13 protein-coding genes are annotated in these 11,104 nt (G+C 46.1%); 7 read left to right on the top strand and 6 right to left on the bottom strand.

All coding sequences use genetic code 11. The features are described 5' to 3' along the window. The first annotated feature begins 2 nt into the window (after nucleotides 1-2). The gene (gene pyk / locus LEP1GSC052_RS01925) at nucleotides 3-1,469 is read left to right on the top strand and encodes a pyruvate kinase (protein ID WP_010572566.1); all 1,467 of its coding nucleotides are present in this window, start codon (nucleotides 3-5) and stop codon (nucleotides 1,467-1,469) included. Nucleotides 1,470-1,559: 90 nt separating this feature from the next. On the opposite strand, the gene LEP1GSC052_RS01930 is transcribed toward pyk, so the two are convergent. The 4 genes from LEP1GSC052_RS01930 to LEP1GSC052_RS01945 form a co-directional block, all read right to left on the bottom strand. Further along, nucleotides 1,560-2,480 carry a DUF1963 domain-containing protein gene (locus LEP1GSC052_RS01930; RefSeq protein WP_010572565.1) on the bottom strand — a complete coding sequence of 307 codons (921 nt, stop codon included), beginning with the start codon at nucleotides 2,478-2,480 and terminating at the stop codon, nucleotides 1,560-1,562. Nucleotides 2,481-2,786: 306 nt separating this feature from the next. After that, entirely contained in the window at nucleotides 2,787-3,047 is a 261-nt protein-coding gene (locus LEP1GSC052_RS01935; protein WP_010572564.1) for a hypothetical protein, read from the bottom strand. Beyond that, entirely contained in the window at nucleotides 3,044-3,427 is a 384-nt protein-coding gene (locus LEP1GSC052_RS01940; protein WP_020985415.1) for an LBF_4227 family protein, read from the bottom strand. Before LEP1GSC052_RS01940 ends, LEP1GSC052_RS01935 begins: the two co-directional genes overlap by 4 nt. Nucleotides 3,428-3,444: 17 nt before the next feature. Further along, nucleotides 3,445-3,723: a DUF883 family protein gene (locus tag LEP1GSC052_RS01945; RefSeq protein ID WP_010572562.1), complete on the bottom strand. Its 279-nt coding sequence runs from the start codon at nucleotides 3,721-3,723 to the stop codon at nucleotides 3,445-3,447. 242 nt (nucleotides 3,724-3,965) lie between these two features. Between LEP1GSC052_RS01945 and LEP1GSC052_RS01955 the strand changes: the two genes are divergently transcribed. Beyond that, complete coding sequence (locus tag LEP1GSC052_RS01955) at nucleotides 3,966-4,379, top strand: hypothetical protein (protein WP_010572560.1); 414 nt, start codon at nucleotides 3,966-3,968, stop codon at nucleotides 4,377-4,379. 6 nt (nucleotides 4,380-4,385) lie between these two features. Next, nucleotides 4,386-4,676 carry a 4a-hydroxytetrahydrobiopterin dehydratase gene (locus tag LEP1GSC052_RS01960; protein WP_010572559.1) on the top strand — a complete coding sequence of 97 codons (291 nt, stop codon included), beginning with the start codon at nucleotides 4,386-4,388 and terminating at the stop codon, nucleotides 4,674-4,676. A gap of 158 nt (nucleotides 4,677-4,834) precedes the next feature. Here LEP1GSC052_RS01960 and LEP1GSC052_RS01965 read toward each other — a convergent pair whose 3' ends face one another. Next, nucleotides 4,835-5,560, bottom strand: a complete 726-nt coding sequence (locus LEP1GSC052_RS01965) for a response regulator transcription factor (protein ID WP_010572558.1) — start codon at nucleotides 5,558-5,560, stop codon at nucleotides 4,835-4,837. A gap of 238 nt (nucleotides 5,561-5,798) precedes the next feature. Between LEP1GSC052_RS01965 and LEP1GSC052_RS01970 the strand changes: the two genes are divergently transcribed. Then, nucleotides 5,799-6,218 (top strand): DUF4279 domain-containing protein, encoded by a 420-nt coding sequence (locus LEP1GSC052_RS01970; protein ID WP_205872866.1) that lies wholly within the window; start codon nucleotides 5,799-5,801, stop codon nucleotides 6,216-6,218. Here the strand turns inward: LEP1GSC052_RS01970 and LEP1GSC052_RS01975 are convergent. Next, entirely contained in the window at nucleotides 6,207-6,533 is a 327-nt protein-coding gene (locus LEP1GSC052_RS01975; protein WP_010572556.1) for an anti-sigma factor antagonist, read from the bottom strand. The two genes, LEP1GSC052_RS01970 and LEP1GSC052_RS01975, sit on opposite strands and share 12 nt — an antisense overlap. Before the next feature lie 30 nt (nucleotides 6,534-6,563). Between LEP1GSC052_RS01975 and epmA the strand changes: the two genes are divergently transcribed. The 3 genes from epmA to LEP1GSC052_RS01990 form a co-directional block, all read left to right on the top strand. Further along, entirely contained in the window at nucleotides 6,564-7,541 is a 978-nt protein-coding gene (epmA, locus tag LEP1GSC052_RS01980; RefSeq protein ID WP_341853228.1) for an EF-P lysine aminoacylase EpmA, read from the top strand. Between the two features lie 196 nt (nucleotides 7,542-7,737). Next, on the top strand, nucleotides 7,738-8,886 hold the full coding sequence (locus LEP1GSC052_RS01985; RefSeq protein ID WP_010572554.1) for an OmpA family protein: 1,149 nt from the start codon (nucleotides 7,738-7,740) through the stop codon (nucleotides 8,884-8,886). Nucleotides 8,887-9,075: 189 nt separating this feature from the next. After that, on the top strand, nucleotides 9,076-11,104 hold a 2,029-nt coding region (locus tag LEP1GSC052_RS01990), incomplete at its 3' end, for an aconitate hydratase (protein WP_020985376.1).

An 11,104-nucleotide genomic window follows, 5' to 3' on the forward strand; every position in this document is an offset into this window, starting at 1 on the left:
ACATGAAGAGCGAATCCTCCGTATTTAGAAAAACCAAAATCATCTGCACGATCGGGCCCGCGACCGCCGATAAAAAAATGATTCAGGCTTTGGCCGAGGCGGGGATGAACGTGGCGCGTTTGAACATGTCCCACGGGAATCACGACTTTCATAGAAGTATCATTCGCAATATTAAGGCTCTCAATAAGGACGTTCTGAAAAATCCGATCGCGATTTTGTTGGATACGCAAGGTCCGGAGATCAGAACCGGAGATCTTCAAGTGGATCATCTCGATTTGAAGGTCGGAGAAACGTTCACGTTTCATATCATTCCCGGAGAAGAATCCGAAGAACAATCCGTGTTCGTAAACTACAAGGACATCGTGAAGGATTTGAAAGTCGGAGATCCGGTCACAGTGGACAACGGACTCATCAACTTGGTCGTGGAAGAGATCAACGATTCCGCTTTGAAGTGCAAGGTTCTCGACGGAGGAAGACTCGGTTCGAGAAAACATATCAATCTTCCGGGGATTCGGGTCAATCTTCCCTCGATTACCGCAAAGGATCATAAGGATATTCTTTTCGGACTCGAAGAAGACGTGGACTTTATCGCTCTTTCCTTCGTACGTTCGGTCGAAGACATCAATCAGTTAAAACAAATCATAGAAGAAAACGAAGGCCACGCGCAGATCATCGCGAAGATCGAGGATCAAGAAGCGGTTCGGAATATGAAAGAGATCGTCGCCGCGTCCGACGGCGTGATGGTCGCAAGGGGCGATCTCGGCGTGGAGGTTCCGATCGAAGAACTTCCGATTCTGCAAAGAGCCATCATCAAAGAATGCGCGCTCAGAGGAAAACGTGTCATCGTCGCGACCCACCTTTTGGAATCGATGATCAACAATCCTTCTCCCACGAGAGCGGAGGTGACGGACGTAGCAAACGCGATCTACGAAGAAGCGGATGCGATCATGTTGTCCGGCGAAACCGCGGCAGGAAAGTTTCCGGTTCGTTGTGTAGAGATGATGGACAAGATCGCACAACGTGTCGAGAAAACGGGCGGTGTGGATTACGTTAAGGATAAGATTCCTCAGGACAAAAAAGAACAGATGGCGAGATCCGCTTCCGAACTTGCGGATTCTTTAAAGTGCCCCGCGATCATCGTCATTACGAGAAGAGGAACGACCGCGCTCAACGTCGCCGGTTTTCATCCGCATTATCCTTTGATTTACGCGTTTACGAATATGACCACGGTTCGCCGTAAGCTATGGCTGACCCGCGGCGTGATTCCGTATCGAATCGACTTTTCCAGAGATCCCGAAAAGACGATTCGACTTGCGATCGAAACCCTAAAAAAAGCGGGGAGAATCGAAGATGGAGATCAGGTCGTGATCTTGTCGGATATCATCGCGGGTGAAGATCGAGTCGAAACGATTCAGATCCGGGAAGTGAAAACGTATCCCGCGGTGGACGCTTCCGACGTTTCCAAGTAAGGAAGAAGCCTCGCGTTTCGAAACGGCTCAATTTCGTTGAAAGAAAAGCCGTTGAATCTGAAATATCGTCTAACGTATCGTACGATCGTCTCACGTTCCCGAATAGGTCGAATACGCCTTTTCGAATTTTTTGTTCTTCAGGTCGTTTCGATCGATCCAAATATGAAAATGACCTTCTCCGATTTCGGAATGAAAGATTAGAATTTCTGAATTCTCCTCCGAAGTTGAATCGGCGTCGTTGTTCGAATTGTATTTTTCCTCATGTTCGTCTTCTTCGTTCTCTTCTTCATCGTCTTTGAACTCTTCGTCGTTCATAATTTCGTCTTCTCCCTGCCAAAACAAGGGTCTTCCGAAAATCCGAAGGCTCGGACTCCAAGTCGAAAGTTCCGCGTTTAAGATTTTCTTCAACTGTTCGTAGAGATCTTCGGGAAGAGCCTTTGCGATCGTTCTGTAGTCGTATGCGTCTCCCGCCACATAGAATAAAAATTGAGGACTGAAGGAAAGTCGATACGTTACGTCCCTGTATTCTTCCAAGTAGTATTCCGCTTCGGGAAGAGAATCCTCGTTCGGATAATCGACAATTTTGAGTTTGTCGATCGGACCTTCGTGGAATTTCACGATGAATTCTCCCTCTACCGTATCAAAAATATAGAATATTCCATTTTCAGGAAATAGGTTTTCGATGTCGTATTTTTTGAAATCGGTGAGATTGAGTTGGGCAAAGAAGTAGGTTTTCGCCGGCCAGAAGCCCGCGTCGGGAAGATGGGGAAGTCCTTTGATCTTGGAGGCTCCGAGTGGAATTTTTTCTTCGGAGGTTTCTTTCTCTTCGATGTCTATGTAGTAACTTAATGCTTTGGAAAGAATTTTCGGAGTCACTTTTTCGTCGTCTCCGAAGTAGATCGAAGAGGATCCGTCGTAGTAAGTCCCTTCCGCGGGAATCTGATCCAAAAGACCTTCGGGATAAGGATATTCGAGAACGAGTTTTTTCGCTTTGGAGATGGGATTGCTCATGGATTTCCTTTTGTTTGTTTTTATAATTCGAAAACGTTATGCGCCTTACGAACAAACAATCAACAAGGATGCAAGCGAAGTATTGAGCCGGAAATGTAGGAGTTCCTACATTTTGACGCGGGGAAAAGGGGTTGCGGAAAGTGTGTTTTTCTGATAAGGGAGATTTTATCGGGATTTTCTCCCACAAGCCCGCCACCGCCACCCAATTCAGGGTGGGGCGCCGCCGTTTCACTATAAGATCAACTCGAACAGAATTCTCTCTGAGGACCGCATTCTATATAGGAGTTCCTACAAAAGTTCGATCGACTAAAGTTCCTCGGGCGGATCCACGTTATCCGGAACCTTGAGAAAGGATTGTAAAAATTCTCCCATGCCCAGTTTTTCCAAAGCGTCCACGATCATTCCCGTATAATTGATCGAAGACTGGAATTTTTCGAACTCCAAACGCACTCTCAGTTTTTGAATGTGAAGATAGAGTTTCAATTCTTCCATGCTCATATCGGAAGGATCCTTTCCTAAAAAACGATCGCTTCCGTCGAAAGGATTCAGATCCGGAAATTCTTTCATGAACGATCCTTGATCTTAAGAGAAGAAGCGGCCAACCAAAGGAAGATAACGGAGAGAAAAAAACTGGCGCCGCCCGTTCCGAGACTTGCGATGAGAAAATCCCCTCCGGAAATTCTATACAAGAATACGAATAACGCTCCCAATAAACCGAACGAACCGAACGCGAGAAAGAACAAACCGATCTTGAGAAAGATGTAGGCTTGGATTCCCGCTTGAAATCGTTTTGTTAAGAATTTTTGACCGTAGAGAAGTAGGGTTTGGAAGTATTCCAGAATGGAATCGACCAAAGAGAGGAAATGCGATTTGAGATCGTTTCCTCTTTTCGTATATTCGTTGTCATACGATTCCTGCGAGGAATCCTGTTTTCTTTTTTTTGCCATCGGTTCCCGGTGGATGATTATTTTCTGCGGATCAGCATTCCGACAAGAAGCCCGAGTCCGAGTCCCACTCCGAGTCCGATCAACGCCGCTTTCTGAGGATTTTCCTTGATGTAGGTTCCGGTTTCATCAATAATTTGTTTCGCCTTTTCGGACGTGTCCCCGGAGATCTGTTTGATCTTTTCCTTGAGATCGGAAACGTGCTCCAAGTATTCTTCGCGGGCTTTTCCGGTAATTCTTTTCGCTTTGTCTTTTAAGGATTCTACTTCTTCATTGAAATCTTCCGCTCTGGATGTCATGGATGATTCCTCCCGATTCTTTTTGTAAGTTTTCCATCTGTGGAATCAACCACTTTCGCCGTTCCGGGATTAGGTTTTTCTCTCGAATTTTGGAGTCTAAATAAAAGAATGGAAGAATCCATTCCAGAAAAGGCGGAATGACCGGAACCTTTCCGTTCGGAAAAGAATCGAACGAAAACGAACCTTCGTTCCCAAGTGAAAATCTTTCGCGTAACAATCAATCCTAAGACCAGGACAAACGTATGAATTGGATCAGCAAGCTGGTTCGTCTGAGAAGACGTCAAAAGCAAAGAATCTTCAATAAGGCGTATCGCCAAGCCCTGAAATTGATGAAAAGGGAATTCAAAGCCGAAAGGGATCGACATCTTCAAGCGGAGAAGGAACTCGAAAAGTATTATAGAAAAGACGTGGATACCGAGGCAAAAAAGACTCGGAAGAAAATCCAGGAATTGGACAACTTCAAACTTCTTCTCGAAAGAAGGGAGATGGAATTGGATTCCAAGATCGTATTCTTGAACGAGCAACTTCAAAAGATCGAAGAGCTCAAAGCAAGAATGGACGGCGCGGTCAATCTTATGGCGAGAGCAGGATCACTTTCCAACGGCGCGGTCGACGACGCGGAAAAAATCAAACAAACCCTCAAAAAGGTTTTCTAAGTTTTTATGAACTCTTCGGAACTGAACGATCTCAAGGAAAAGATTCCTTCGGGATGGGAAGTGCGGTTCCGAGAAGAGGCTCCGTTCTTATCAAAGACGTATTCGTTTAACGATTACTTAGGCGGTGTAAGGTTCGTCGATTCGCTCGCGGATCTCGCAGAAAAAATGGATCATCATCCGGACATTCTTCTCGTGTATCGAAAAGTAACCGTGGAAATTTTCACTCATTCCAAAAAGACGATCACCGATTTGGATCTTCGTTTCGTTCAAGAAACGGAGAAGGTGTTTCATTCGTAAATCGCGCTGGTATTTGTTTCTTAAAAAATCGACGCATCGTCTTCGCTTAACAAAAAAGCCCGGTAATGAACCGGGCTTTTTACTTTTGAACTCAATAAAATGCCTCCCTGTAAGGAGCATCCGAGTTCGCTTTATAGGGCTCGTTTTTTAAACGGAAATCAATCGGGGATTACGATATTGTCGTAGTTGTCCGTAAAACGATAGCCGATTCCCCAGATCGTTTCGATCCATTCCGGTTGTGCGGAATTCTTTTCGAGTTTGGAGCGGATTCTTTTTACGTGAGAATCGATCATTCTTTCAAAGCCGTCCCACTCCATTCCCCAAACCGCTTCGAGGATCATTTCTCTGGAAAAAACCTTTCCGGGAGAAGCCGCCATCAGTTGCAGAATATCGAATTCTTTTCGGGAGATGTTTACGATGTTGTCCTTAAGGGTCACTCTTCTGCGGACGGGATCGATCTTCAAAGAACCGCGGATGATTTCCCCGCTCGCGCCTACGTTCGGTTTGATTCCCGCTTTTTTGTCCCATCTACGAAAAAACACATCCACTCTTGTTTTGAGTTCTCGAGCGGAAAAGGGTTTCGTAATGTAATCATCCGCGCCCAATTCCAGTCCCATAATCCTGTCGATTTCTTCGTTTCTTGCCGTAACGATGAAAATCGGAGTGTTTTCGTCGTTGCGTCTTACCGTTCTGCAAACTTCGATTCCATCTATGTCGGGAAGGGAAAGATCTAAGATAACCATGTCGGGATGATTGGCTTTGTAGAATTTGAGACCTTCTTCGCCGCTCGTTTGAAGAGTAGTTGAGTAGTGCGCCGAATCCAAGGATTTTCGGATTAAATTTCCGATATCCGGATCGTCTTCGATGACTAAAATTGTTTTCATTACCAAGCCCCCGTTAGAGATTAGAGGATAAAATTACCTTATCTGCAACAGATAAAACCGATGAAATGTTAATAAAGGAATTTTTTTTATTCGCCACAATTTTACCAGATTCTCAAGCGAATCATGAATTCGAGAATTCGAGTTTCTTCGACGAACGATGATAAAACTATGGTTTGTGGTAATTTATAATCAAATATTATATAAGTTTGAAAGTGTGTAAAAAATTATGAGCAACGCGTTGTCTTATCCGCTCACGTGGGCGATTCTTTCGGTGAACGAAGACGGTCTCGATTCGGAGTCCGTTACTCGTCAATTGGACCTCAAGCCCGATTTTAGTACTCCGAGAGCCGCGACGGACAAGGAAGGAAAACCACTGAGCTTCGGTCATTGGCAGTTGCACTCGACGTTGGACGCGCAAGCTCCATTAGAAGATCATATTCTTCAAATATTGGAAAAGGTTCTTCCTTCCCGGCACAAGGTGAAGGAGTTCGCGGTGAAACATCCTCTTTGTATGTATGTCTCGGTCGAGTTCTCGGATTATTCCCAAAAGGAAACGGAGATTTCTCCGAAGCTTCTTCTTCTATTGGGAAACTTAGGAATCAAACTGATCTTTCAACCTTGGAAGAGGGACGAAAAAAGAAGACGTTCAGAAGATTAGAATGGCTTTGTCCATTCTATAGAATTGGATCAGCTTCTTAAACGAGGCGCTGGCTCCGGAGATCACCAAGGTTCTGTTTTTCAATCGAAGATCGAACGCAAACGAAAGAATTTTCATCGCAACCGGAAGCGGCAAAACCTTGACTCCGCTCAGATTGATTTTCACATGAAAACTGGATTGATAGAATACGAGCGCGAACACGGATTTTAATTCGTCGAAAGCCAACTCGTCGAAAGACGCGACCAAGGGAATCACCTCGGTGGACTGACGGTTTTTTCGAATTTCAAAATGTTCGTATCTCTGAATCGGATCCACAAAGTCATTGCGCCGCATTTTTAAAAACGAATCAAGAGGAAAATCGAAACTCAGATGAACGAACTCAGCCGGGAGATGCTCGTCAAACGATCCAAATTCTTATCCGCGATCCGCCGATTTTTCGAGGAAAGAAATTATTTGGAAACGGACACTCCCTTTCTCAAAGCCGTTCCTTCGATGGAACCGTATCTCGATCCTTTTTTGGTACATTCTCCCTCGAAAAAAGAAAAAGGTTATCTGATCACTTCTCCCGAATATTCCCTCAAAGAAATTTTGTCCAAGGGTTTGGAAAGAATCTACGAAATCGCTCATACGTTTCGTTCCGGCGAGGAAGGAAGTCCGTATCACAGCGCCGAGTTTTTGATGTTGGAGTTTTATACGGTCGGTATGAAACTCGACGGCCTTATGGATTTCTGTACGGAACTTTTGGAATTTTTGGATCGGGAATTTCATCCTTTCGGTTTCGATCCGAAGAACGTACGGAGAATCTCCGTGGAAAACGCGCTCAAGGAATTTGCGGGTTGCGGAATTTCCAAAGAGGAACTCGATCGTACGATTTCGCTCAACAAACTGAGCGAGATTCCGGCGGAAAAAAGAGCTTACGAAGATTCGTTTTTTATTGTATTCTTAAACTTAGTGGAGGCGCATCTTCCGAAAGGTTTTACTTTTTTATACGATTATCCGCCGGAACTCGCGGCTCTTTCCAAAATCGAATCCGGTTTCGGGAAACGTTTCGAGTTGTATTACGGAAATCTGGAATTGGGAAACGCGTTTCAGGAATTGACCGATCCGATCGAACAGATCTCCCGCTTTCGTTCTGAACAGGAACTCCGAAAGAATTTAGGGAAGGAAGTTTTCGAGATTGATCGCGGTCTGGAACGCGCGCTGGAAGAGGGGATTCCCGAATGTTCCGGAATTTCGATCGGCTTGGACCGGCTTTTGCTTTGTATTCTTGGCGGGAAATCTCTTCGGGAAATCAGTCCATATTACATATTACGCGACCTATAACGCGACTCATAGGAAGCGTGATTGAGTCCGAAGCGGAGTAGCCGGAAATTGCGAAGCGCATTGGGGGCTCTTTGCACAGCAAAGATGTTCGTTATCGACTCAACAATTCCGGTTCTAGAACCGAACTTATAAAAGAGAGTAAAACTTTGGTTGCAGGGAAAGAATTCTTCCCTAAATCTTGGTGCGGCGGGGATCCATGGCGAAAAAAGAGAACTACTACGTAACTATCAAAGGTAGAAAATACGATCGAGAGTTGATTAAACTCGCGGAAGAATTCACTTCCGGTAAACGCGATGGAAGAATTTCGGTTAACGACGCGAAACAACTCTTAAAGGCCGTCAAAGATAACAACAATTATACGGATATCGAAAAACATACGATCGAATACATCCGCGAGAATTATAAATTCACCGAGAAGTCGGACGAATGGTTTCGCACCGAGATCCGCAAGTGGGCCGCAAAAAAAGTCCAAGAATCGAAAAAGAAGGGTGCGGGTTCCGGTTCGTCCGAGTCCATCGTCGTGGACGAGGAAGAAGCTCCGGACGCGAACTTCCCTTCCAGTTGGTCCGAAGACAAGGGCCACGTCTACGAAACTCCCGCGAAAGATTATACGAATTACATTCCGACTCCGTCGGCAAAAGCGCATTTGAAAAAGGACAAAACCGTTCCGATCCTGATCTTTCTGGCGGGGCTTTTGATCCTTACGGGATTGATCTATTTCTTTTGGACCTTATTCTCCAGTGAAAACAAAAACCGTTCCGAGGAATTCGCTCGTTCCAAATCGAAATCCTCGGTAACAAGCGCGGAAAAATCCAAGGGCGAAAAGGAAGAATCTTCCGCGACCGCCTCCGCTTCCACGGCGAAAATCGAGGACGGAAAAGCCGAAACCGCAAAGGGGCCGGTTGCGATTCTCAAATCCAAAGAGGAAAAACAACCCGAGACAAAGTCTTCCTTCTCATGGTTCGGCAAGGAAAACTCCGAAGCTCTTTCTTCCAATCCTAAGTTTCGAGAAGTGGAATCCAAGGTGATCCGCTTTGAAAAGAACAGCATTCAGGTTCACAAAGAATCGAGACCAAGTCTCAACCTGCTTTCTCGTTGGATGAAGGACGATTCTTCGATCCGCGTCAAAATCATCGGTCATACTTCTTTGGAAGGAACCGAAGCGGCGAATCAAAAGGTTTCTCAACTCCGCGCCGAGATGGTCCGCGATTATCTTACGGGGAACGGAATTTCCAAGGATCGTTTCGAGATCGTCGCCAAAGGCGCGAGCGTTCCTATCGGAGACAACTCCAAGGAAGACGGAAAAGAGCAAAACCGCCGCGTCGAACTTAGAATTCGGAACTGAATTAAAAAATCCTATACAAACTACATGCTTGAAAGAGCATGTTTTTATAACTTGTCCCAACCACCAACCTTTCTGAGGCTCGGAAAGTTTGCCGACTCCATTACGCACTCCGGGCTTGTCTAAGGTTCTTGTCCTCCTCGATGAACTTCAGGGCATTCTTGGGGCGGGTAATTATCTACGGAGAAAACAATGGCATTCGATATAGAAATGATTCGCGCCCGATACGCTAAGATCGGGGATCTAGTTACAAAAGCGAGAAACGTCGTTGGAAGACCTCTTACTCTTACCGAAAAAATTCTTTATTCCCATCTCTGGGAAGGCGAACCGAAAGCCGCTTATGAAAAAGGAAAGTCTTACGTAGACTTCGCACCCGATCGAGTCGCGATGCAGGACGCTACGGCTCAGATGGCTCTTCTTCAGTTTATGTCCGCGGGAAGAGACAAGGTTGCGGTTCCGTCTACCGTTCATTGCGATCACTTGATCCAAGCAAAGGACGGAGCGGCCGAAGATTTAAAAACCGCGAACACGGTGAACAAGGAAGTCTACGATTTTCTTTCCTCCGTTTCGAACAAATACGGAATCGGTTTTTGGAAACCGGGTGCGGGAATCATTCACCAAGTGGTTCTTGAGAATTACGCTTTCCCCGGCGGGATGATGATCGGTACCGATTCTCACACAGTGAACGCGGGCGGCTTGGGTATGATCGCGATCGGTGTCGGTGGAGCCGACGCTGTGGACGTGATGGCCGGTATGGCTTGGGAATTGAAGTTCCCGAAATTGATCGGAGTGAAACTCACCGGTAAACTTTCCGGTTGGGCTTCCGCAAAAGACATCATCTTAAAGGTTGCGGGGATTCTCACCGTGAAAGGCGGAACCGGAGCGATCGTGGAATACTTCGGCGAAGGCGCGGACAGTCTTTCCTGTACCGGTAAAGGAACGATCTGCAACATGGGCGCCGAGATCGGAGCGACCACTTCCGTGTTCGGTTACGATAAGAACATGAGAGATTATCTCTTAAACACGAATCGCAAAGACGTCGCTGAACTTGCGGACAAAATCGCGGAACACTTAAACGGAGACAAAGAAGTTTATGCTGACCCGGCGAAATACTTCGACCAAGTCATCGAGATCAACTTGTCGGAACTCGAGCCGTATATCAACGGACCGTTTACTCCGGACCTCGCGACTCCTCTTTCCAAATTCAAGGAAGCGGTTCAAAAGAACAACTGGCCGACCAATTTGGAAGTGGGTCTGATCGGTTCTTGTACAAATTCTTCTTACGAAGACATTACCCGTGCGGCTTCCGTCGCTAAACAAGCGGCTGAAAAGAATCTGGAAGTCAAAGCGGAATATACCGTAACTCCTGGTTCCGAAATGATCCGTTATACGATCGAAAGAGACGGTCTGATCAAAACTTTCTCGGACATAGGCGGAGTGGTTCTTGCGAACGCTTGCGGTCCTTGTATCGGTCAGTGGAGTCGTCAGACGAAAGATCCGGAAAGAAAGAATTCCATCATCACTTCGTTTAACAGAAACTTTGCGAAACGGAACGACGGTCTTGCGGGAACACACGCATTCGTTGCGTCACCCGAAATCGTGACCGCTTTTGCGATCGCCGGTAAACTCGACTTCAATCCTCTTACGGATTCTTTGAAGAGCAAGGACGGAAAGGAAGTAAAACTCGATCCTCCTCAAGGTCTTGACTTTCCTCCGAAAGGTTTCGACGTAAAGGACGCGGGTTTTATCGCTCCCGCGGCGGACGGTTCCAAGGTGAACGTTGCGGTGGATCCTAAGTCCGATCGTCTTCAACTTCTTTCTCCGTTTACTCCTTGGGAAGGAACCGACTTGAAAGGTCTGAAACTTCTCATCAAAGCGAAGGGAAAGTGTACGACGGATCATATCTCCATGGCGGGTCCTTGGTTGAAATACAGAGGTCACTTGGACAATATCTCCAACAACCTTTTGATCGGCGCGATCAACGCGTTTAACGATAAGACCAACGAAGTGAAGAATCAACTTTCCGGCGCTTACGAACCGGTTCCACAAACCGCAAGAGCTTACAAGGCGAAGGGAATCGGTTCCTTGATCGTAGGAGACGAAAACTACGGAGAAGGTTCTTCGAGAGAACACGCCGCTATGGAACCGAGACATCTCGGCGCGAGAGCGGTTCTTGTAAAATCCTTCGCGAGAATTCATGAAACCAACCTGAAAAAACAAG

This window comes from Leptospira kmetyi serovar Malaysia str. Bejo-Iso9, assembly GCF_000243735.2.
GTDB lineage: Bacteria > Spirochaetota > Leptospiria > Leptospirales > Leptospiraceae > Leptospira > Leptospira kmetyi.

Bases quoted from the DNA above. Each gene is read 5' to 3' on its own strand.
- pyk (WP_010572566.1), top strand. From the start codon at position 3: ATGAAGAGCGAATCCTCCGTATTTAGAAAAACCAAAATCATCTGCACG.
- LEP1GSC052_RS01930 (WP_010572565.1), bottom strand. From the start codon at position 2,480: ATGAGCAATCCCATCTCCAAAGCGAAAAAACTCGTTCTCGAATATCCT.
- LEP1GSC052_RS01935 (WP_010572564.1), bottom strand. From the start codon at position 3,047: ATGAAAGAATTTCCGGATCTGAATCCTTTCGACGGAAGCGATCGTTTT.
- LEP1GSC052_RS01940 (WP_020985415.1), bottom strand. From the start codon at position 3,427: ATGGCAAAAAAAAGAAAACAGGATTCCTCGCAGGAATCGTATGACAAC.
- LEP1GSC052_RS01945 (WP_010572562.1), bottom strand. From the start codon at position 3,723: ATGACATCCAGAGCGGAAGATTTCAATGAAGAAGTAGAATCCTTAAAA.
- LEP1GSC052_RS01955 (WP_010572560.1), top strand. From the start codon at position 3,966: ATGAATTGGATCAGCAAGCTGGTTCGTCTGAGAAGACGTCAAAAGCAA.
- LEP1GSC052_RS01960 (WP_010572559.1), top strand. From the start codon at position 4,386: ATGAACTCTTCGGAACTGAACGATCTCAAGGAAAAGATTCCTTCGGGA.
- LEP1GSC052_RS01965 (WP_010572558.1), bottom strand. From the start codon at position 5,560: ATGAAAACAATTTTAGTCATCGAAGACGATCCGGATATCGGAAATTTA.
- LEP1GSC052_RS01985 (WP_010572554.1), top strand. From the start codon at position 7,738: ATGGCGAAAAAAGAGAACTACTACGTAACTATCAAAGGTAGAAAATAC.